Below are 22,520 nucleotides of genomic sequence, written 5' to 3'. Positions count from 1 at the left end.
ACAAAAAACTACATAATCAACGTCGTGGCGAATCACTACATTCGCTCTTTTGTTATGTGATTTTTTATTTCAAGTCCATTATACACTATCTTGGCCGATTTGCGAAGTTTCCTAGAAAGAAATAAAACCGGGTCCCTCAAGCCCCGGTTTTACATGTAAATCAACGGTCCGTTCTACTTCTGTGTAAAACGCTCCAAATACGATTCCGCTTTCCCTCTGTCCATGGAAAAACGTTTCTGCAGCTTTTCGATGATTCTTTCATCTGAAACACCACCTTCTCTGTTATCCTCAATCAATGCCTGAATTCCTTTTTCCATTCCTTTTTCAATTCCTTTCTCCATGCCCTCATCAATCAGCATCTGTCCAATCTGTGTCATCCGCATTTCCTCCTTGATCTGCCTTTTATAGGCTTCGTCTATCAGCTTGTCAGAAAACGTCAAAATACCTGCAAGCGCTTCCGCATGGTCCACATCGGCCGTGTAGATAACGATCATTTTTATCTGTTTGATACGATCCAGCTCATGGTTTATTGCATAACGCTTTATCACTCTCGCAATATAATTTATGTATTTCACAAAATTTTCCTGATTATAGGCTGATTCATAATCCATGATCCCGATCGAGCCGTCACTCAGCAGAAATAAATTGTCAAGCCGCAGCTCATTGCTTTCGATCACCGGTAAATTCGTAGGCAGAATATCTACGATTTTTAACTGGTGAATTCCAAAGGGAGCCAGTGATTTTCCCTTAAGCGCCTCCGCCATAACCTTAGCGGTTACCTCCTTATTCTGGTATGCAATATCTCCCATATTTCTTCCTTTCTTCTATTATACTTTAATCAATGGGTAACTTCAACAAAATACGACTACAACCGCATCACCAGCTTCCTTATTTGTTCTCTTTCGCAATACAACATAACGGAGTTTTTCGTGGAGACCACAAAGAGATTAAGAATCATTTTCGCACAGGAAAGAACTCCCTGCGGAACTCTTTCATATTACCCGATCACAGCCGGTATGTCAATATGAAAAACGGTGCGTGAGAAAATTATCACACGTTACAAACAGGATTCTGATTATTTTCAGGAGATACCTGTTCGAATCGAGCGCTATCTGGTATAATTGAAACGGCCGCAGGCGGATTAAATATACGCGCCCTGCCGCCGGTTACTGAATTACTTACAGGATCATGGAGGAATATCATGAGTTACGCAGATACTTTATTCATACAGAATTGCAGAGAAATCTTATCTGACGGCGTATGGGATACGGACAGCGAGGTGCGTCCGGTCTGGGAGGACGGCGCTCCCGCCCATACCATAAAGAAATTCGGCATCATCAACCGTTACGATCTGTCAAAGGAGTTTCCCATCCTGACGCTCCGCCGGACCGCGTTTAAATCCGCAGTCGGTGAGCTGCTTTGGATCTGGCAGAAAAAAACCAGCAACATTCACGACTTAAACAGCCATATCTGGGACTCCTGGGCCGATGAGAACGGAAGCATCGGAAAGGCGTACGGCTACCAGCTGGGAATTAAGCATAAATACAAAGAGGGCGAGTTCGATCAGGTGGACCGGGTTCTCTATGATCTGAAGCACAACCCACTAAGCCGCCGGATCATTACCAGCCTGTATAATCATCAGGATCTTCACGAGATGAATCTCTATCCCTGCGCCTACAGCATGACATTCAACGTATCCGGGAATGTGCTGAATGGGATTTTAAACCAGCGCTCCCAGGACATGCTGACCGCAAACAACTGGAATGTCACCCAGTACGCGGTTCTGCTTCACATGTTCGCCCAGGTCAGCGGCTTAGAGGCCGGAGAACTGGTCCATGTCATCGCAGACGCCCATATTTACAACAGACATGTGCCGATTGTTAAGGAAATGATTGAAAAAGTGCCCTATGAGGCGCCGACGTTCCTTATGGACCGGGAGGTTAAGGATTTCTATCAGTTTACGAAAGACCATTTCCGGCTGGAGGATTATCAATACCATACGTTTACAGATAAGATTCCGGTTGCCATCTAGTACAGCGTTGCATAAGTTCCAGTGAATGCTGTACTAGAATCGCAGAAAAAGAATACCAGAAAGAAGTATACAGGAAGAAGATCAGTATTGCGGTGTCTGTACAGCAAAAAACGGCAGGCATCTGAATACTGATCTTCTGTTTTTAAATATACTGGGTCATATTTTCATATTTTCTATAAGTAATCTCCTCATTCCCTGCCCTTAACCGTCCCTTCTCTCTATCATAGGCAGGCTTCCTCTCTTTACATGCCAGCAGAAATTCTTCCAGACTTCCATAATCTTTCCGGCTTCCGCAGATACAGACGTAAGCCGCATCCCTGCTTTTCACCCTGTATTCACAGTGAAACATCAGGTCATCATAAGCCGTAAACGGGTCGCTGCACCAAAGAGCCACGTATCCGCCGCCGGCGCTGCCGGCCAGCCACGTATCTTCTATTATTTCATATGAAAATCTGGAGGATGGCCAATATACATGGGTAAATGGAATCGGATGGGTCTCCGGAATCCGGTAAATTGCACAGAGAACCTCTTTTACCTGTTTTAAAGCCGGCATGATTCCGTTGCCAAACCAGTACCCCGGCCTTGTGGTACAGCTTTCGCAGCTTCCCCCCGGATGGTTTACGAACACCACCGCAGCGGGATCGAGAGCGGCATACCACATATGCTGCTGATAGCCGTATACACCAGGCTCAAACTGGGTTGTTCCGTGAAAACATTCATTTAATGATTTCACATACGAGAAGCTTCCGGTATCGGCATCCGGCTGTTCACTTATATTTTTCCATTTCCGCACCCTGCCGTCGCGTCTTGGAGATTCCACGGAGGTCAGCATGTAATCCTCCTGTTTTTCCACACAGATTCTGGCATTGCTCTCCTCATAGACGAGAGACGCCGGGCTGTACATCATCTCCTTAAGTCCTTCCGGCAGCCGGTACTTACTGGTAGCCAGGAAAATGATCCACTCACTGAACTGGTCCGGCGCCTCCGGATCTATTAAATTGATCAGACACTGAATATCCTGCGTATACGGGTACAGCACCTCCCGGTATACCCGTCCCATAGGTGAAATGGAGACGCCCTGAAAGGTCTGGACTGCCAGATCCTTTAATAGCCGGTCCGCCGCCTTCCATGCAAGAGCCGACAACTCCCCATCGCAGAAATCAACCACATTTAAAATAGCGGCAAAGGTGATAGGGGTGTAGCCGCCGCTGTGGAATTCATCGAAGCCCTCTCTTTCTGTTTGAACCATCCAGTCACGGATTCTCTGCCGCGCAGTCTCTTTCATCTCCCGTCCGGTCTTTCCGGAACGGATAAATAATTCCTCCGGATAAATGTCACCTGCCACATAAGCGCTGACAAAAAACATCAGAGAATGATTCTCACTCCAGAAGCACATGCCGTCACTGCCCGCCTCATCCATCCAGTAACGGTAGTTTATCATGACTTCTTTGCACCGTGCTGCCATGGCTTCATCCATGGGATACAGCTTCATAAAACGGACCATGGCGCAGGTAAGAAAGTCCGAACAATCCCGTCTGCTTTCAATCTGGTCAAAAGACTTATATATCTCCCGCTCATCTTCCGGATCCACTCTGCCTGAGGCGAAACGTGCCAGAATCGGATACATGGAAAAGCTTTCCGAATCTCCTCTTGGAATCTGTTTCACACCGGCAATTCTCTCAAAGACGCGCCTTTTGTTCTCTTCCGGGTCTATGGTTTCTCCCTTTTGAATGGTCAGCAGTTCCTGTCGTTCAAAGCTTCTTGACAGGGTCTGGCCTGATACGGTGACCACAACCTTCAGATAGGGCTTATCCGGTGCCAGAGCCAGCTCTGTCTCTCCCCTCAGCGTTATCCCGGTATAACGGTTACGGTACTCCGTAAAATCCACCGGCCTGGCATCGTAGATCAGGCGGCTTCCTTCCGGCGCCGGAGCGGGAAATACCATTGTTTTTTCTCTGATCATGATTCCTGACAGCCAGTCTGCTGCTTTCGAACAGAGCGCGGCCTTCTCTGCATCCGGCAGCATCACTGAAAGCATTTCCCTTTCCTGCCCGGGAATCTGGATTCCAAACAGGGTTCTCGTGTCCCGGACGCCTAAGTTCACCAGCCTTATATAGATGGTATTGTCCCCCTTTTTTAAAGGCAGCTTCATGATCTTCCGGCTGATGGGTTTATATACGGGAGTCTCAATCCCCCCCACAAACCCCCCATTCACCCAGAGATCCACCGCAGCGTAGCTCCAGAGCCAGACCTCCGCCTCCATGTCCTCCCGGGCATTCAGTATCGTAGCAGCGTGAAGCTCCACCCTGGTCAGCAGCGGATAGAAGGAAGACCGGTCCACAAACCAGCTTCCATACGTGTACTCGTACTCCCAGGGCAGTCCCAGGGCGCTCAAAGCCCCCAGAACGACGGGACCAGCCGGCATAACCGGATCGTGATCCGCTGCCTCGGACCGCATCATTTTTTCACAGGCAAGCTGGTTTTTATCCGCCGCACTGCTTGAGAAGTCCGTCTCTTTTCTCCCGCTCACCAGATAATTTGTAATAAAGCCGTATTCATTTAACTGATATTTCATGTTTTCTCTCCTCTTTTCCTCTCCAACGCTGTACTAGCTTATCCCTTCACCGCTCCGGCGGTCATGCCGCCCATAAACTGTCTGCTGGCAAACAGATATACCAGAATGATCGGTATCACCGCTATGGCAGATCCGGCAAACAGAATGTTCCATGCCGCCGCGCCGTCTCCTGCATTCTGAAGAGCTACGACACCTACCGTCAAAGGCCGCAGTTTTTCATTGGTCATGGTAAAAATCAAGGGCAGAATATATTCATTCCAGCCTCCGCGGAAGGACAGCAGCGCAACGCTGGCCAGCGCCGGCTTTAATATCGGAAGAATAACCCGGCTGTAGATACCGAAGAAGCTGCAGCCGTCCATCTTGGCCGCTTCGTCCAGCTCCTTCGGCACGCTGTTCATAAAACCATGAATCAGGAACACATAGGTGGCCTGACCACCTCCTGCCGAAATCAGGATTATGGAAAGCATGGATTTATTCATATTCAGCTTAACTGCCAGTTCAAACAGCGGACGCAGGGAAGCACTGCCCACATTAATAAACATAAACATGACCATCGCATTGTAGATCAGGCTTTTGAAACGAAAATCCCGCCTTGAAAATACGTATCCCGCCATACTGCTGACTGCCAGAGAGACGAACATGACACCGAAGCTCAATACGAGGCTGTTTACGGTATACCGGGAAAAATTCCCCATGTTCCACGCCTGAATGTAGTTATCAAGAACGAATTTCTCAGGAAGAATATTTAACCCGCCGCTTACAAGCTCACTGTTTGTCTTAAAAGATCCAAGAATAATATAAACCACCGGATAGACCGTCAAAACGGCCAGAATCAACAACAGAATGAAAATCACCGCATTGATCATCTTCGTCTTTTTGGATTCCACTGCATGAATTGTTTTTTCTCTTGCCATCACCGCTCCCCCCTCTATGATATTTCATCCATCTTTTTGCTGAATTTCAAGTAAACAATCGTGATGAGGCCCACGATCACGGCAGAAATGATACTTAAAACAGAACCATAGCCGATCTGGAGCTGAGAGGCCTTGCCGGAAGTCCCGAATACCATTTCAAATATGTAAGAGAACATCACGTGGGTACGGTTATTGGGACCGCCGCCTGTGAGTACCAGAATGGACTGGTAATCCTTAAATGCCGTGGTGATGGCCAGCATAATAACCACCTTCAGCACGGGCCCCAGCATGGGAAGCGTGATACGGAAGAAGGTCTGCACTCCATTTGCCCCATCGATCTGGGCACTCTCATAGACATCCGCAGGAATTCCGGTCAATCCCGAGATCAACAGTATCATATAGTTGCCGAAAGCCCCCCAGATAGCCACGATAACCACCGCTGCCATGGCGGTCCTGGAACTTCCGAGCCAGTCAACAGGGGCACCGATAACACCCGCTGCCTGAAGATAACCGTTTAGCACCCCATTGTAGGTGGCAAATATGAAGTACCAGATCAGGCTGTATACCGCAGAACTGATGACCGTCGGCAGGAAAAATATTCCCTGAAACAACCCGCTCCCAAACCGCTTTCTCTGAAGCAAAACGGCGGTCACCAGGGACAGGGGAATCACAAACAGCAGCTTCATAACCGCGTATTCAAAAGTATGCAGGACGCTGTTCCAGTATATCTTATCCGTAAGCACCCGTTTAAAATTGTCCAGGCCGACAAAATATGCCTTGAATCCGTTATAATCATAAAACACGTACCGGATCAGCCAGAGAAATGGATACACGGACATGACCAGAATAAAAAAGATGGTCGGAAGCAGCATAATCCACATGGTAATGTCACCTTTTTGCCAGCTCTTTTTCATCCGCTGCCCCAATGATTTTTTCGTATTCATAACCTTTACTCCTTTCAAATGGAAACCGGCTGCTGCAACAGTCTATTTGCAGCAGCCGGTTCCTTTCAATTTACTGAGTTTTTATTAATTGTCCAGATACTCTATGGTTCCGTCTCCCGGATGAAGAGGATCGTAATCCTTAATCACGAGCCGTTTTGTCTTACCCATCTTTACTTCTTTATCGAGAGCAGCGTTATACGTCTTATTTAAATTATCAATCGTCTCATCGATGTCTGGACCGCCCTGCAGACAAGCATTCCACAACGCATCGCGGTAATTCTCTCCCTCCGGTGTTACCGACGGTGCTACCGGAAGTACCGCTTCATAATCTGCGCCGGTAAAGTCTGCCATGCGGCCGATCTTGGATTTATCGATTTTTTCGTCCATATACTGAGAAATCGGAAGAGAATAGCCGTTCTCAAAGTATCCCTTTAAAACTTCCTCTGATCCAAAGTATTCGATCACCTCCCAAGCCTCCTGCGGATGCTCCGTAAACGCGCTCATCAGCCAGCCAGTATTGGGGTTGGCGTATTCGCAGCCTTCGATCCTGCCGTTTAATGTGGGAAGGTCTGCTACCGCCCATTCAATCTGTGCCGGAAACTGCTCCGTCAGCACGGTTGCTTCCTGGGAAGCATTTGCGTGGATTGCCGCATGCCCCTCGGAGAACTGTACACGGGCCGGATCAATCTTCATGGAGGCCGATCCGGGGAAGACACTGTTATCCTCAAACATCTGGCGGGTCACTTCCAGCCATGGCTTAAAGCCTGTAAAATCAAAGGTCCCCGTCTTATAGTCGTAGGGTGTGACACCGCTCATCTCCGCAGAGTGTTCCAGCCAGCGCTCAAACGGACCGCTCATACCGGCGAATATGATTCCATAGTACTCTCCGTTTCCCGCCTCTGTGATCTTCTTAACCAGTTCAGGAAGCTCGCCGATAGATTTGGGAATTTCCAGACCCAGCCCGTCAAATATTTCCTTGTTGTAAATAAATCTGGAACCGCTTCTCTTCCCGCATGGAACCCAGTAGATCTCATCTCCCATCACATTGGCCCCTTCGTATAAGTGGTCATCTACTTCATTAATTGTTCTGAATTCATCGGTTATAAAATCATTGATGGGCTGTACGATTCCGTTATCCACGAAATTCTTAAAATCCGTGATGTTCACCTGAGTAAATATATCGGGTGACTGCCCGGAATTGGCAGCCATACTCAGTAAATTCACGTAGTTTTCCGTCTGCACCACATACTCAATCTCAATATGGTCATTCGTGTTGTTGAACTCCTCGACTATCTTATTCATATAATCCAGGTCATGGCGGTTCTCTGTCCATACAGTAATCTTAACTCGGTCTCCCGAAGCCGCACTGCTTCCTGCCTCATTTGCCCCGGTCCCCTCTGCCGCCAAGGCTCCAGATGTAAGATCTGCTGTATTCTCTTTCGTTTCCCCCTGTGAGCATGCCGTAAGAGCTGAAACAGCCATTAATCCCGCCAGACTCAGCGCCGCTATCTTCTTTCCTTTTCTCATAGTTTTTACTCCCTTTCCGTTTGCTTTGTGATCTGTTCGTTTTGTACTGTTTTTGTTTGTCTGTGCTCACATATTACTGCATATTTTCCATAACTCACATGGCATTTTTTACTGTCTATGCGGCATTTTTTTCGAACTGTACAAATCTCACGCCAATTTATTGCTTTCCATTATTCACAATGCTATAATGGCCTTGCTTTAAAATTTTAACCTTGTTTTGAGGAGAATCCTATGAATTCGATATCAGCTATCACCCTTCTCATCGTGGATGACGAGGCCGAGATCCGTACCGGACTTCGCAGCATCATTCCCTGGGAAGATTATTCTGTCACTGTCATCGGGACAGCTGCAAGCGGTGCAGAGGCGCTTGACAAGATACGTTATTATGAACCGAATATTGTAATTACCGACATTCAGATGCCTGGAATGAATGGACTGGAGCTTGTCCGCCGGGCCAGGGAGGAACAGTTTGAGTGCTCCTTCATTATCTTAAGCGGTTACGATGATTTTGAGTACGCAAGAACTGCCATCCGGTACGGCATTGAAGATTATCTTCTGAAACCGATCTCCATAAAGGAACTGACCAATCTGATCTGTAAGCTGAAAGAATCTATTGTGGATAAAAGAAATCTTCATACCGATCAATTGTCAACACTTCACAAATTGAGGAAAGCCGAAGTATCGCTTCACAGGCAGAACCTGATTCCCCAGCTGTTAAGAGGGGAGCTGGCAGAGGAAGAGCTGGGAAGTATTTCTTCCAAATACGGACTGCTCATCCGGAACACACAATCCTGCGTGGTACTGATCCAGACGTTCCGAACCCGCTTCGATCCGGATGAGAATGTGGAGCTGAATCAAAGTCTCGTTGCATTAAAGAAAATCCTGGAGAATGAACTGGCTGACAGTCCCGTTCTCATCTCCGAATATCCACCGGATGGACTGATTCTCGTTGTCAATCTGCCTTTTCATCATCACACGCAGGAGTCTCTTTCAAAACTGCTGAACCGCTGCCTGGCCTCCTGGCGAGGGGATAATCTGGCGGCTGCCATCGGAAAACCGGTACCATCACTGTCCGAAATTCCCGCCTCGTACCAGAATGCCCGACAGGCCATCACATGGCATATCTATCCGGAAGCCGGTCTTGTCATAGAACCGGAAGTGACAAACTGCCTTCCGCCGCCGGTCATCATGCCCGGCGATGATATCCTTCAGGCAGTTTTAAGAAATGATCTGAAGGACATCCGGCTGCAGTTTACCTCTTATTTTGACAGCCTTATCACCGCCCCGCTTCCGCCGCCCTCTTATCTCTACAGTATGTGCAATTATATCATCATTACAATTCAAAGCCAGCTGGCTGATTATCTGGGCGCCCCCCCGATCAGCTTTACCGGCAACTCCTATGCCGCGCTGTCAAATCTCTCTTCCCTAGAAGAGGTCAGAAGCTGGATGTGTGAGATTTTAAACGGTTTTGCCAACGAACTCGCCGTCAGCCGGGCCACCAAGAACGAGCCTCTGATTGAAAAGGCCATCGCCTACCTCCATGCCAATCTGCTTAAGAATCCGCATACGGAGGAGGTCTGCAGTTATCTGGGATTAAGCAAAAGCTACTTCAGCACGTATTTTAAAAATAAGACCTCTTTAAATTTCCGTGATTATCTGCTGGATTTAAAAATCAGCTACGCCCAGGAACAGTTAAAACACCCTGATATTACAGCAGGCGATGTGGCAATCCTTCTCGGATACGAGGATTACCGGTCTTTCAGCCGCGCATTTAAAACACGTACCGGCCTGACGCCTTCCGATTATCAGAAGCAGTATACCGGAGAAGGAAGGCGCTGACTATGAGAAACTGGTTTTCTAATCTAAAATTTCGGTACAAACTGCTGATCGGCATGATCGCCATCACCACGGCAGCCCTGCTGCTGATCAGTCAGCTGTCCTACTCCTATTTTTACAAGCGAAACACCAGGGAGGTTCTGAAAAAAGCAGAACAATCGGTGGAAACTGCCGGCGCCGTACTTTCCTCCCAGTTTCAGTCCCTCTCCGCCGCTACGAACAATCTTCTGGTAAGAAAGCCGTTTCCCGATATGATTGCCGATATTGCCAATAACAGCTTTGACGGTTACTCCGGTTATTATCAGGCGGCTTCCGATGAGATGGCTTCCTTCTTCCAAAACCATGCCCAGGTCAACAACATTCTGATCTGCGGAGAAAATGGCTTTCTCTTCAGTCCCTATTCTCTCGGATTCGGCGGCAGCTTTGAAACGCTTTTTACAGAAAACATCTGGGAATATCCTCTTATTACCGTATTTCCAACCCGTCAGAATTTACTGTTCCGACAGGGAGGCGCTATCCCCGTCTCCTATCCGGTCTCCTACAGCAGGGGAACCGGCACCTTTGCATATCGCGATACAGAAGGCAAATATAAGGCGCGGGTCATTATTTTGATGGATACGGGACAGATCCGGTCATACTTTGACCAGATGTCAAACGGCTATACTTACTGCATGTATCTGGCCGACTCCAATGGAATTCCCCTGGATATACAGGAAGAGATGTATCCCGATGCCTTTGGGACCAGTCTGGAAGCATTGGTAGCACAGACGGATAATCTCCGCGGAGAGCATCTGGCCACAGACCGGGACGAGCTGGTGGTTTCAACGGCTGCTATCCGTTTTTGTGATCTTAAGGTAGTCCATATCAGCAGAAAATCCGCACTCACCGGCGATATTCAGGAATTCCGTTCTTTCTTTTTTATGGTATGGCTGTTCTGTTCTGCCGCAGCAGCCCTGCTGGCCTTCGGCCTGTCCCATTTCCTGACAAGGGATATTAAAACGCTGGGAGATATTATTGCTCAAATCAACCGCCGTTCCTACCAGACAAAGGTCGTATTTCCCCGCGCTGATGAGATCAGCCTGCTGGGAATACAATTGAACCAGATGTATGATACGATTCAGCTCCAGTTACTGCAGATTAAAGAAGAGGAACAGAAAAAAGCCAGGGCGGAGATTCAGATGATGTCGGAACAGATCAATCCGCACTTTCTGTATAATACACTGGAATGTATTCATTTTCAAATATTAAACGGACACTCCGATACGGCGGGAAGTATGCTGGAAAGCCTGGGACGCTATCTGCGGATCACGTTAAGTGTGGGACAAACCTTCATCTCTGTCGAAAAGGAGGCAGAACACGTTACCTCCTATATGGAGATCATGAACCGTCATTCCAGAGAGGGCGTTCATTTTACCTGTCATATCGATTCGCATCTGAAAAACTGCAAAATTATGAAGGTACTTCTTCAGCCGCTTGCTGAGAACTGCTTAAAGCACGGCTTTGGAAACATGAGTCTGGAGACATGGCCCGTTGCACCGCAGATCACAATATCCATCACCTTAGATCAGACTCACACCCACATGGTCATCGAGGTGTCCGACAACGGGAAAGGGATTGATATCCCCAGGGCCACAGCCTGTCTGACCGAGGAACAGCCGGAAGGCAGAGATCACTTTGGTCTGAACAATATTTATCGCAGACTCATGGCGTGCTACGGCACAGAAGCCAATATTTCCTTTGTCAGTATTCCGTATTTGAAGAACAGCGTCATCGTTACCATTCCGTATGACAGGAATGAATTTTCAAACTCACCCTAATGCACAAAAATCCCCCCTGGTCTGTCGAGACCGGGGGGATATAGAAGTCTGTTCCTGATTCTAAGATCGTGTGAAACGCTGTAAATATTGCAAAAGTTCGGAACCGCTCTGTCCATTCATTTTATTCAATATTTAATTCAGATATTTTCTAAGTGTCTCTCTCACCGCACCGGCTCCGGCTATTTCCTCCAGGAACATCGCTTCTGTCAGGCTGCCAATCCCGGCGTCATACAAATTAACACCAAAAATATTCTCATTGGAAAGAATCGGCTTCAGCTGCCCTGCATACGTCTCCGGCTTTCCCGCCTCAACGCCATGCAGCCAGCCTTTCAGTTCCGGAACCATCGGATCAGCCGAGAGCTCAAACGGGTTCAGCTCATCATCTACAGCCAGCAGATAACGGCACCATCCGGCTATCGCCAGCGGAATAAAGGTCAGCTTCTTAGCGTCGCCGTACCGTTCCACATACGATTTGATCGTCTCGCCGTACCGGATTCCCACCTTCTGGGAGGTGTCACTTGCGATTCTCTGCGGCGCGTCCGGGATAAATGGATTCGGAAGCCTGTCATAGATGACTTCGTTCACAAAAGCCTCCGGGGAAAGAATCTTCGGATCGGTCACCACCGGCATACCTTCTGTCAAACCGATTTTCTCCACCAGCGCCTTGAGCTCGGGATCCTTCATCTCCTCCGCGATCGAGGTGTAACCGAGAATACAGCCGTATACAGCCAGCGCCGTGTGCAGCGGATTTAAGCAGGTGGTTACCTTCATGCGCTCCACCCTGTTTACCGTATCTCTGTCTGTCATATAGACTCCCGCTTTTTCAAGCGCTGGCCTTCCTGCCGGGAACTTATCCTCAATCACCAGATACTGCGGCCCCTCCGCATTGACAAACGGTGCGATATACGTCCTCTTAGACGTGATCACCGGCTGCATGGCGGCGACTCCGTCGGCCTCCAGCTGCTCTGCCAGGGAAACGCTTGGTCTTGGCGTAATTTTATCGATCATGGACCAGGGGAACGCTATCTTTTCTTCGTTCTTTAAATATTCCAGGAAACCATCGTCCGCAAAGCCTTTTTTCTTCCATTCCTCCGCCATGGTGAGAATGGAATTTTGAAGCTTCTCTCCGTTATGGGAGCAGTTGTCCATACTGACAACGGCCAGCGGCGCGGCGCCCTGTCTGTACCGTTCCAGTAAAAGGGAGCAGACGACAGCCATGGCGCCGGCCGGATGCTCCGGTCCATTGTCGATATCGCTCTGAACGAATGGGAAATACGCCCCATCCGCCCCCTTCAGTGCATAGCCCTTTTCCGTGATGGTAAAGGATACCATCTGAAGAGATGGGCTTATAAAGATGGTGCGCAGGCGTTCCCATTCCTGTGCATCAGCAGAATCCGCCTTCACGCCTTCCGCGATTGAGGCGATCACCTTCTTCTCCGTGCTCCCGTCCGCCTTTAAGGTAATTAAAAGAGCCAGATCGTCGAACGGCTCATAGATCTTGTCCATGATGTCAAAATCAAAGGTTTCTGCCGCAATGATCCCCGTGTCGGCAAGACCTTCCTCCAGAAGCATATCCTGAAGACCCGCAATGAAGCCGCGGAAGATATTACCCGCGCCGAAATGTACCCAGCCCGGCGCCTCCTTTGTCTTTTTAACCATTGCCGCCCTGTCATAGGAAGGAATCTCAATCCCCGCCTTCTCCCATGCCTGTCTTTCCTGTAATCCTGTATCTGTTAAATTCATCTTTACACCTCTCTCATTTATTCCCGCAAGGGTTAAATCCCCCGTTGCCTGCGGCGGGGTGTTTCCCCCTCACGCAATGCAGTGCTGACCAGAAAATCCTCGGCAAAGCCGTCATTCTTCCGTTTTTCCTCCACCTCGCCGCTGGTAAACAGCTCTGCGTATTTCTCTACCAGGAACCGCTCCTCGTTCACCATTTTATTTAAATGAAGGGCCAGCTGCCGGTGCATCCGTTCTTCGTCACGCTCCAGAACGGCCTCCATCAGCTCTTTGTGCTGCTGCACCACTCCGTCGCTGATTCCGGTCTCCGTCAGGGAAAGCAGCCGGATACGACGGTAATCGCCTGAGTTCGCATGGATGATGTGAGCGCAGGTATCCCGGTTTACTGCCTGGTAAAATACGGAGTGAAACACGATATCCTCCTCCAGAAATCCGCGGCAGTCCCTGTCCTTCACGATTATTTCCTGCCGGTCCAGAGACGCCTTTAAGGCCGCGGCAGCCTCCGAAGCCCGGTCATGGTCATTCAAAGCCATGAATTCCAGCATTACCTGTTCTTCCACACAGCTTCTCAGAAAGCGTTCATTGTCGGCCCTCTGGAAATCGATCTTCGATACCATCGTTCCCTTCTGCGGCAGAAATGTGATGAGGTCCTCCTTGGAAAGCCGGATCAGCGCTTCCCTGACCGGGGTTCGCCCCGTCCCGTACGCATCACAGACGTCTTTTATGCTGAAAACCAGGCCGGGTCTCAGCTTCAAATCCAGGATATCCGTTCTGAGCACGTCATACATGAGGTCTTCCCGGCTACCCATTCTTCCTGATCGCTTCCCATAAGCCCTGTAAATACATCGCGCCCAATGCACGGTCGTACAGGCCGTAGCCAGGCATCGCATCCTCGCCCCAGATGGCACGGCCGTGATCCGGACGTATACAGCCGTCAAAGCCGGTGTCGTAAAGCGTCTTCATGATTTTATACATATCCATGGAGCCGTCGAAAGATAGATGCGCGGCCTCCTCGAAGTCCCGGTCGGAATTGTATTTTAAGTTCCTGACATGGGCAAAGGCTATTCTTCCCTTTGCTGCCTCGATGATGCCCGGAATATCATTGTTCTGATTGGAACCCAGGGATCCGGTGCAGAGCGTCAGACCGTTGTACGGCTTATCAACTGCCTTTAAGAATTTTTCAATGTGAGCCTTATCCGTAATGATTCTCGGAAGTCCAAATATCGGCCACGCCGGATCGTCCGGATGGATTCCCATGCGGATGTCGTATTTCTCGCAGACCGGCCCGATGGCTTCCAGGAAATAAACGAGATTGGAGAACAGCTTCTCCTCATCGACCTCCCGGTACATCGCAAATAAATCTGCCAGCCTGCCCATACGCTCCGGTTCCCATCCCGGCATGACATAACCGGCTGACATGGCTTCGATGGATTCCCTCATATGCTCCGGGTCAATCTTGTCGATGATATCCTGATTGTAAGCGAGAACCGTAGAGCCGTCCGCCCTCTTTCTGGCCAGCTCGGAACGGGTCCAGTCAAACACAGGCATAAAGTTATAACACACCATATGAATGTCTTCCTCGCCCAGGCGTTCCAGCGTCGTGATGTAGTTGTCAATATAGCGGTCTCTGTCCTTTGCCCCTGTCTTGATGTCGTCATGGACGTTGACCGATTCGATTCCAAGAATGGAAAGTCCCGCATCCTCGACGGTCTTCTTTAAGCTTCTGATCTCTTCCCTTTCCCAGACCTCTCCCGGCTGCGTTCCGTAGAGTGTCGTTATGACGCCTCTCACGCCCGGAATCTGACGGATCTGTTCCAGAGTTACGGTGTCATAGCCTGGTCCATACCAGCGAAGTGACATATTCATATGATTTTCCTCCTGATGATAAATAAGATTGGTTTACAGCTTCCACTATGCTAATATATTAGTACTAATATATCAGTTTGTACAGAGGATTTATAACGGAATTCCATCTGTTTTTTTATGAAATATGTCTAAATAGCTTTCGCCAATTGCCCGCCGGATATGTATAGAAGCTTGTTTTTCAGGAATTTTATACGTTTTACTGCAAAAGCCGCTCAATGCGGGAGACGGGCTGCTTATCTCTCACGGCATTTACCGTCTGCCATGCACATTTTCCCGCCTTCTATCAGACTCCTGCTGTTTATCCGCAATCTTCGACATCACCATACCTGTGATCCCCATGAATGCCAGTGCCGGCAGACAACTGATCACCATCACCAAAAATCCAAACAGCCCCTTAAAATGGCTGATAAAAAGCAGATTCTCCGGCAGTATTACTTTATCATAGATCCACTGGATCAGTTCCGGGGCCTTTAGTTAAGAAATATCCATCAGTCCAATCTCCGCCATCAAAAATGCGGCCGATATCAAAAGAAAAGAGATAACCGCTGCCTTCTCAGCCGGACTGTGTCTGGTTTGAGAAAATTCTATTATAAAACTGTGTTCTGGTTTTCGTGCCTACCGGTTTACGCGTTTGCATTCTATTTTAATATGCGCATTTTACACAAAAATGCTAAAAATTAAATTTTCTTCTTACATCAGCACCGTCCAAACAGTTATAATGATTCACGGCGGAAAAATTTTACCATTTCCGTTTCAACCGTGTGCGTTAATCTGAATAGATGTAAATCCAGCAATATCTGCGTGTAATCTATAAGCGGGAACCTTCCGAATTGATTGCGCGCAGGTTTTATTTATAAGGAGTGTTTATCTATGACAGAAACAAAACAAAATGCCTATCTTGCATCAGAACCCATCGGCCGGCTGCTGATGAAATTTTCAGTTCCCTGCGTACTTTCCATGCTGGTCAGCGCCCTCTATAACATCGTGGATCAGATCTTTATCGGTCAGAGTGTCGGTTACCTAGGAAACGCGGCAACTAACGTCGTCTACCCGTTCACTGTAGCTGCTCTGGCTATGGCCCTGCTGATCGGGGACGGAAGCGCCTCCAAATTAAGCCTTTCCCTGGGAAGCGGCGACAAAAAAACCAGCCACAAATGTATCGGCAATGGAATCCTGGCTACAGTATTCATTGGCATCCTGCTGACCGTAATCGGATTTCTGTTTATGGATCAGATTCTCCGCTTGTTTGGAGTGACGGAGGCCAGCTATCCCTATGCCAAAGAATACATGGAGGTCATTCTGCTGGGAATCCCCTTCTATATTTTCGCCTCCGGCATGAATGCGGCAATCCGGGCTGACGGCTCCCCTGCTTATTCCATGTTCTCCACCGTAATCGGGGCCGTTCTGAACCTGATTCTGGATCCGGTCGCCATCTTCGTATTTCACATGGGTGTACGGGGTGCAGCCATTGCCACAGTCATCGGCCAGGTTGTTTCCTGTTTCGTCACCATCCTTTATTTCCGGAAGCCGAAATCCTTTCGCCTCTCGAAGGCCAGTTTTCTTCCGGATGGCCATCTGCTGAGGCAGATCGGCCAATTGGGCATCTCCAGCTTTATCACACAGATTGCCATTGTCATCGTCATGAGTGTGTCCAACAATATGATTGTAATCAAGGGCTCCCAGTCCATTTACGGGGCTGATATTCCTCTTTCCGTTGTTGGAATCGTTATGAAAGTCTTCGGCATCGTCATTGCATTTTCAGTGGGTATTGCTGTCGGCGGCCAACCTATCGCAGGATATAATTACGGCGCCGGTAATTTTAAACGGGTCTTCGATACGTATCGTCATATTATTGCCGCCACCGCGGTAGTCGGCATCATTGCCACACTGCTCTTTGAATTCTGTCCGCAGGCCATTGTCAGCCTGTTCGGCAGCGAGAGCAGTCTGTATAATGAATACGCAAATATGTGCTTCCGTATTTTCCTGGGAGGCATCCTGCTCTGCTGCGTACAGAAGGCCAGCAGTATTTTTCTGCAGTCGATTGGAAAACCGGTGAAGGCAACTATCCTTTCCCTGTCCAGGGACATCGTCTTCTTAGTTCCGGGCGTCATCCTGCTCTCGATGGCTTTCGGCGTCACGGGAATGCTGTGGGCGGCCCCCATTGCCGATGTGCTTTCTCTGATTCTTACAATTATTCTTGTCTCTCACGAATATAAATGTTTAAAGCAAATGGAGGTCAGAACACATGGATAATCGAATCATCACCATCAGCCGTGAATTCGGCAGCGGCGGACGTACCATAGGAAAAATGACAGCTGATAAACTGGGAGTCCCCTACTACGACAAGGATCTGGTCAAAAAAGTGGCCGTGGAAACGGGCTTTGATGAATCCTATATCGAAAAACAGGGCGAGGATGCTCCCTCGAAAAGCATCTTCGGATACGCCTTCGCCGCCAGAGGAATGAATGGAGCCATGAACGGGATGTCGGCCGACGATTTCCTTTGGGTAATCCAGAGAAATGTCATTCTGGACCTGGCGGAAAAAGGCCCCTGCGTCATCGTTGGAAGGTGTGCAGACTATATTTTAAAGGAACGGACAGACTGCCTCAATGTCTTCGTTCACGCCGAAGCCGAAACACGGGCCGAACGCATTGTCCGCCTTTACGGGGAAACGGAAAAAAGTCCTGCGAAACGCCTGGAGGAAAAGGATAAGAAGAGAGAAGTCTATTACAAATACTACACCGGGCAGGTATGGGGCATGGCAAAAAATTACGCCATCTCCCTGGACAGCGGAAAGCTGGGCCTGGACCGGTGTGTGGAGCTCATTACCGGGCTCACGAATCTCCGCCAGGAGGACGCAAAAGGGTAATACACCGGAGCACTGCAACCGGCACAGAACAGAAGAAGCCGCTGTATCAGTATTTTTATCTGCTGATACAGCGGCTTCTTCTTCGGTTAAACTGACCTTCCAAGCACTTCTGCCTGGCTTAAATATTCGCTTTCCTTTATCTCCTCACGGCTTCCGCAGCCGAGAGCCAGGACACTTCCCGCATTTTTCCAGCGTCCAGATCCGCCCATCCACAAAACCAAAACGCAGCTTTAAAATCTCCTGCTCCCGCTTGCTTAAATGGCCCAGGGCTTTCTCCACCGCCTTCACCAGGCCAATGTTCCCTTCCTGAATCAGGTCCAGGAAGGACATACCGCTACCCTCCACATATCGCCTGGCAACGCTGACCACCAGACGGAGATTGGCGCGCACCATGCGGTCTCTCGCGTCGTCGTCTCCCTGCTCTACCTTCAGGGCGAGTTCCGTCTCCTCCTCCGGGCTCAGAAGCCGCACGCCTCCTATTTCTTTCAAATAGATATGGACGGAGTCCTCATGGAGATATTCGTCTTCCTCGCTAAACGCAGGCAGCTCCGATCCTTCGTCTTCGAAATCGAAAGATTCCGCCTCTTACAGCCGGCTGTCTGCCAGAGCATCTGCAAAGCAGTCGTATGACGACTCTGCCTGTTCTTCCGTGAGTATTTCCCTGAGTTCTGCTGTGTGTTCTACTGTGCATTCTTCCGGATGTTCTGTGTGTTTCTCCGCATTTACTGCTTCATGTTTTTCAGGACTATCCAATTTACGGCCGCCTCCTCTCTTCTCTGATACAGTCGTACCTGGTCTTTAAGCGGATTCCATTTCCCTTACTCTCCGGCCGATCAGCTCTTCCACCTGATCTTTTTCCACTCCGAGAGCCGCGGCAAATTCGCCGTATAAAAAGTCTTCCGCCAGTTTGAGATATAAGTCGTCGCGCGCTGTATTCTTCCGTCCCTCTGCCAAACGTTTCTGCTTCTTTAAATACAGGGTCTTGATAATCTGCATCCAGCCCATACAGTCATTCTGCTTCATGATTTCCTTGTATTTTTCCTCACGCCGTTTTTCATCCAGGACCCAAACAGTTTCCACCTGTGGAATCCTGTCAATCAGTTCCAGCGCATCTTCCCTTGTAATCGCTCTGCGCAGGGAGCTTTTTTCGTTATCCACCGGCGTATAAATGGTATTTTTCTGTGCATAGAGCGGTTCCAGCGTGTAATAAAGCCGTCCCCGTTCCGCAATGCTGAGATCCAGAGGACCGATCGCTTTTATCACACAGATTCCATGATTTCCAAATACAACATGATCATTTACCGAAAACATAGTTTCCCTCCTGAAATTAAAATAGATGCTTTGGAATCTCATTGATTCCAAAGCATCAACGTTTGTTACTGCAGATATCCGTCCGTACTGCAGGAGTTATACTGCTTCCTGATCTTCACCACCAGGGAGCCGTCCGCTTCCTTTGTCTTCTCTTCAATGACATATTTGACACTGCTCTTTTCCAGCTTTTTGCAAAAGATGGTAAAATCCTGTTCCGGATCAGCCTCCTTCGTCGTATCAAATCTCATGGTCTGCAGTAAACATGCGCTTACAATTCGTCTCATGTTAAAACCTCCCTTTCCTATAGGTTTATTTTAACATTTTGGGAAATAAATTGTCAGCGTTTTTTTACTGTCCGGGAAAAGTTTGTTAAAAACTATCCATTCACAATCGCCTGTATATTGTGCAGATTTACTATGGTTTTACAGTGGCTGGCCAGCTTCCCGGCCATGCATCCGCCGACCGTGTCCCCTGCCTCTGCAGCCTCGTTCACGCTCCGGGCCTTCCCAGCCGTCCAACAGCTTATCCAGCAGTTCCGCCAGTGTCTTCTTCTCCTCACTGCTCAAACAGGAAAACAGTCCGGACGTCATATCTACGCGTTCCTCTTCCAGTCTGGAGGCAGCCTCCGTTCCCGCTTCCGTCAGTTTTACCTCCATCTGCCGCCGGTCATTCTCACTCTGGCTCCTCTCAATGAATCCGTCGTCTTCCACTTTATTTAAAATCTCGCTCAGTGATCCGGACCGCACCTCCAGAATATCCTGAAGCTCCCGCTGGGTAATGGTTCCACGCTCTAAAAGCACAGATAAGATTCTGGCCTGCCCCACTTTCTGCCCCATATTATAATGAAGGAAGTGGCCGCAGGCGCGCAGCTGGCCCTGAAGCTTTTCTTCTATTACAAAGCCGTGACGGCGCACTCCCATTTTACAGTTCCTTCCATGGGCTTCCATGGATCTGCCTCTTCTGTGTTCCCCCAGTTCTCTCCTGCCGCCATGATTCTGCCGCCCCTCACCCTGGTGGTGGTTATGCTCACTCTCGTTTCGATTGCTTCGCTCGCTTCCGCCATTGTCTTCATTACGGAAGTACGCCCTCCCTTTTCCGCACTGCAGTGCTCCGGCCTCGCATTGATTTGGACAGCATGGGCATGTTGTTTTATTTTCATCCATATAGAAATCCTCCTGTTTTGTTTGTTTATTCGTTCGTTACGTTTTAATTTGTTAGGTATGTTTCAATTAGCTAGGTACCTTGTAATCTCATCTTACACCTCCGCCGTCCATTTGTCAAGGTACCTTGTAATTTATTTTTTTAGAATACATTTATTTAAATAAATCTTCTTTGCCGCAAAAAAATACCGCCAATCACATACATGCAATTGACGATAAGTATCATCTGACTTTCATACAATCATCGAAATTCGCTGTCCTCAAGGCATCGCTGCCGCCTCTTCCACCATGACTGCTTCAGATTCTCAAAAAAAATCTGATATCCTTGTTTATAACACAACATCAAATCAGGACTAACTGTTTATTCCTCCGAGTTTCCAGTTTTCATCCCCATTTCCCCTATAAATGCCCCAAACCAATATCGTGTAGATTACAACATTTTCCTGCGCTTATGAGCTGTAATAATCGTATAGCTGAACGCATTGACTGTTATGATACAGGCTTCATTCTCCGCATACCAGTTCTTTCCCTTTCTGGTTATACCAGTGTTTACGTTTTCAATCACCGCTCTGCACCACGCCACCACATCATCCGTATCCAATGTCAGATTCTTCTTAATCCGCACCACCCCCAAATCTGTGGTATGCAGTTTATCTATGTTCACAAGCAGTTCATTTCTATTAACACAATCCATCTTCCCTCATTCATTCCTCCACGTCCTCCAGAAGCGTATAATCCCGTTCAAATAATTCCTCACAGACCTCCAGCTTCAGCCGGTTCCACTCCAGCTTCTCCAACAGCTTTTCCCTCACAAACCGTTTGCTCCTCTGCCTGTAATGAGGCAAATGATTCTGTTCGATAATGTTCTGGAGCTCCGCCCGCCAAAGAATGGCAAGCTGCAATTCCCGCTTCATTTTAGGATTCTGCTGCGCCGGACGCATTTCCTCAATCACGATCTCTCTGCCGTTCACAGACACGACCAGCACTCCCCAATAGGCAGGAATATGCTCTTCTACGTGTTTTGCGTGCGATCTGCCGATCACGACGTAATTCTCGTCACAGTATTTGTCGTAGTCACGGATCTGCCTCTTCAGACGCTCGTACGTATCCGCATCACTCTTAATCTCCAGCCCCGTGATTCTGCCCTCCGTCACCATCAAGACGTCAGCCCTCGATTTTCCGATGATTTTCTCCTCAAACATCCTTGCTTTCCCGAACCGCTCTTCCAGGTAGTCAAACAGGGGCTCCCTGATATCGCAGTCGTACAGCAGTGCATCCATTCTTTCCATATCCCATAACCTCGTCGTTTTGTCCTACAGAAATTATAGGTTCTGGCTCTTTCCCTGTCAAGAACAGTCGGCTTCTCCCCTCTTTTTCCTGAAAAATGCATAACGGTTCGCAGCCCACGAATCACCTCCTCCGGCAGAGCGGGCCGGGCGGCAGACGTAATCCATGGGCTGTGAACCGTTACAAAATAAAAGCGCAGGACTATCCCCTGATACCCCTGCACCAAACATTTCTGTATATTCAATAAATCCGCTGCTCTACCCAATGGCTGCGGCTCTCATCATACCTGTCTCCCTGTTTCTTCTTCAATTTCGGATATCCGACCGGGATAATGGCAAATGGCAGCAGATATACTGTGTCTACATAGATTTCCTTTCCGACATGTCCCATTTTTATGTCAACTAATTTATGTGCACTGGTCTTTGTTGTATTGTCCATCTGACACACCTATTATCATAGGATAAAACCATTGGAAGAAAAACTATAAACAATCGTCTCCTAATTAAATCTGTCTACGTACCCTTCCTTTATTCTTAGACACCCGATTACAAATAATAAAATTCCTATAAACTAAGTGTATGAATTTATAGGAATTTTTTTGATCTATTGTATTATTTTTCTCATTTATTTTTATCGAAATGC

At 48.4% G+C, this 22,520-nt stretch carries 22 protein-coding genes and 1 pseudogene; 5 read left to right on the top strand and 18 right to left on the bottom strand.

What is annotated here, in order from left to right; translation table 11 throughout:
- Positions 1–173: 173 nt before the first annotated feature.
- Positions 174–809, bottom strand: a complete 636-nt coding sequence (locus H8S75_RS26990) for a hypothetical protein (RefSeq protein ID WP_187024175.1) — start codon at positions 807–809, stop codon at positions 174–176.
- A 392-nt stretch (positions 810–1,201) separates the two neighbouring features.
- Between H8S75_RS26990 and thyA the strand changes: the two genes are divergently transcribed.
- Entirely contained in the window at positions 1,202–2,032 is an 831-nt protein-coding gene (thyA, locus tag H8S75_RS26985) for a thymidylate synthase (RefSeq protein ID WP_187024174.1), read from the top strand.
- 142 nt (positions 2,033–2,174) lie between these two features.
- Here thyA and H8S75_RS26980 read toward each other — a convergent pair whose 3' ends face one another.
- The 4 genes from H8S75_RS26980 to H8S75_RS26965 form a co-directional block, all read right to left on the bottom strand.
- Positions 2,175–4,607: a hypothetical protein gene (locus tag H8S75_RS26980; RefSeq protein ID WP_187024173.1), complete on the bottom strand. Its 2,433-nt coding sequence runs from the start codon at positions 4,605–4,607 to the stop codon at positions 2,175–2,177.
- Between the two features lie 38 nt (positions 4,608–4,645).
- Positions 4,646–5,521 carry a carbohydrate ABC transporter permease gene (locus tag H8S75_RS26975; RefSeq protein ID WP_187024172.1) on the bottom strand — a complete coding sequence of 292 codons (876 nt, stop codon included), beginning with the start codon at positions 5,519–5,521 and terminating at the stop codon, positions 4,646–4,648.
- A gap of 14 nt (positions 5,522–5,535) precedes the next feature.
- Positions 5,536–6,465 (bottom strand): carbohydrate ABC transporter permease, encoded by a 930-nt coding sequence (locus tag H8S75_RS26970; RefSeq protein WP_187024171.1) that lies wholly within the window; start codon positions 6,463–6,465, stop codon positions 5,536–5,538.
- An 84-nt stretch (positions 6,466–6,549) separates the two neighbouring features.
- Positions 6,550–7,992: an ABC transporter substrate-binding protein gene (locus tag H8S75_RS26965; RefSeq protein ID WP_187024170.1), complete on the bottom strand. Its 1,443-nt coding sequence runs from the start codon at positions 7,990–7,992 to the stop codon at positions 6,550–6,552.
- Between the two features lie 231 nt (positions 7,993–8,223).
- Between H8S75_RS26965 and H8S75_RS26960 the strand changes: the two genes are divergently transcribed.
- Positions 8,224–9,831 carry a response regulator gene (locus tag H8S75_RS26960; protein WP_187024169.1) on the top strand — a complete coding sequence of 536 codons (1,608 nt, stop codon included), beginning with the start codon at positions 8,224–8,226 and terminating at the stop codon, positions 9,829–9,831.
- Positions 9,832–9,833: 2 nt separating this feature from the next.
- Positions 9,834–11,645 (top strand): sensor histidine kinase, encoded by a 1,812-nt coding sequence (locus tag H8S75_RS26955; protein WP_187024168.1) that lies wholly within the window; start codon positions 9,834–9,836, stop codon positions 11,643–11,645.
- A gap of 132 nt (positions 11,646–11,777) precedes the next feature.
- On the opposite strand, the gene H8S75_RS26950 is transcribed toward H8S75_RS26955, so the two are convergent.
- The 4 genes from H8S75_RS26950 to H8S75_RS33175 form a co-directional block, all read right to left on the bottom strand.
- The gene (locus H8S75_RS26950; RefSeq protein ID WP_187024167.1) at positions 11,778–13,388 is read right to left on the bottom strand and encodes a mannitol dehydrogenase family protein; all 1,611 of its coding nucleotides are present in this window, start codon (positions 13,386–13,388) and stop codon (positions 11,778–11,780) included.
- Positions 13,389–13,420: 32 nt separating this feature from the next.
- Positions 13,421–14,194, bottom strand: coding sequence for a GntR family transcriptional regulator (locus tag H8S75_RS26945; RefSeq protein ID WP_243270484.1), 774 nt, complete (start codon positions 14,192–14,194; stop codon positions 13,421–13,423).
- Complete coding sequence (uxuA, locus tag H8S75_RS26940; RefSeq protein WP_187024166.1) at positions 14,187–15,251, bottom strand: mannonate dehydratase; 1,065 nt, start codon at positions 15,249–15,251, stop codon at positions 14,187–14,189. The genes H8S75_RS26945 and uxuA overlap by 8 nt, the downstream gene beginning before the upstream one ends.
- 249 nt (positions 15,252–15,500) lie before the next feature.
- The gene (locus tag H8S75_RS33175) at positions 15,501–15,626 is read right to left on the bottom strand and encodes a hypothetical protein (RefSeq protein ID WP_279288731.1); all 126 of its coding nucleotides are present in this window, start codon (positions 15,624–15,626) and stop codon (positions 15,501–15,503) included.
- 495 nt (positions 15,627–16,121) lie between these two features.
- On the opposite strand from H8S75_RS33175, the gene H8S75_RS26935 reads away from it, so the two are divergent.
- Both H8S75_RS26935 and H8S75_RS26930 read left to right on the top strand, forming a co-directional pair.
- On the top strand, positions 16,122–17,504 hold the full coding sequence (locus H8S75_RS26935; RefSeq protein ID WP_187024165.1) for an MATE family efflux transporter: 1,383 nt from the start codon (positions 16,122–16,124) through the stop codon (positions 17,502–17,504).
- Complete coding sequence (locus tag H8S75_RS26930) at positions 17,497–18,120, top strand: cytidylate kinase-like family protein (protein ID WP_187024164.1); 624 nt, start codon at positions 17,497–17,499, stop codon at positions 18,118–18,120. Before H8S75_RS26935 ends, H8S75_RS26930 begins: the two co-directional genes overlap by 8 nt.
- A gap of 270 nt (positions 18,121–18,390) precedes the next feature.
- On the opposite strand, the pseudogene H8S75_RS32865 reads toward H8S75_RS26930, so the two are convergent.
- The 9 genes and pseudogenes from H8S75_RS32865 to H8S75_RS26885 all read right to left on the bottom strand — a co-directional run.
- Positions 18,391–18,630 (bottom strand): annotated as a pseudogene (locus H8S75_RS32865) (sigma-70 factor domain-containing protein); the annotation flags it as partial.
- A gap of 75 nt (positions 18,631–18,705) precedes the next feature.
- Positions 18,706–18,873: a hypothetical protein gene (locus H8S75_RS26920; RefSeq protein ID WP_187024163.1), complete on the bottom strand. Its 168-nt coding sequence runs from the start codon at positions 18,871–18,873 to the stop codon at positions 18,706–18,708.
- Positions 18,874–18,918: 45 nt separating this feature from the next.
- Positions 18,919–19,431, bottom strand: a complete 513-nt coding sequence (locus H8S75_RS26915; protein ID WP_002602812.1) for a CarD family transcriptional regulator — start codon at positions 19,429–19,431, stop codon at positions 18,919–18,921.
- Between the two features lie 65 nt (positions 19,432–19,496).
- The gene (locus tag H8S75_RS26910) at positions 19,497–19,715 is read right to left on the bottom strand and encodes a protein pyrBI (RefSeq protein ID WP_187024162.1); all 219 of its coding nucleotides are present in this window, start codon (positions 19,713–19,715) and stop codon (positions 19,497–19,499) included.
- A 138-nt stretch (positions 19,716–19,853) separates the two neighbouring features.
- Complete coding sequence (locus H8S75_RS26905; protein WP_187024161.1) at positions 19,854–20,351, bottom strand: MarR family winged helix-turn-helix transcriptional regulator; 498 nt, start codon at positions 20,349–20,351, stop codon at positions 19,854–19,856.
- Positions 20,324–20,590, bottom strand: a complete 267-nt coding sequence (locus tag H8S75_RS26900; RefSeq protein WP_187024160.1) for a hypothetical protein — start codon at positions 20,588–20,590, stop codon at positions 20,324–20,326. Before H8S75_RS26900 ends, H8S75_RS26905 begins: the two co-directional genes overlap by 28 nt.
- A gap of 431 nt (positions 20,591–21,021) precedes the next feature.
- Complete coding sequence (locus tag H8S75_RS26895; protein ID WP_187024159.1) at positions 21,022–21,285, bottom strand: DUF3781 domain-containing protein; 264 nt, start codon at positions 21,283–21,285, stop codon at positions 21,022–21,024.
- A gap of 10 nt (positions 21,286–21,295) precedes the next feature.
- On the bottom strand, positions 21,296–21,880 hold the full coding sequence (locus tag H8S75_RS26890) for a sce7726 family protein (RefSeq protein WP_187024158.1): 585 nt from the start codon (positions 21,878–21,880) through the stop codon (positions 21,296–21,298).
- 238 nt (positions 21,881–22,118) lie between these two features.
- On the bottom strand, positions 22,119–22,316 hold the full coding sequence (locus H8S75_RS26885) for a hypothetical protein (RefSeq protein ID WP_187024157.1): 198 nt from the start codon (positions 22,314–22,316) through the stop codon (positions 22,119–22,121).
- Positions 22,317–22,520 lie beyond the last annotated feature (204 nt).

This window comes from Hungatella hominis (assembly GCF_014288005.1).
GTDB lineage: Bacteria > Bacillota > Clostridia > Lachnospirales > Lachnospiraceae > Hungatella > Hungatella effluvii.
This window is presented reverse-complemented; position numbering and strand designations above follow the sequence as displayed.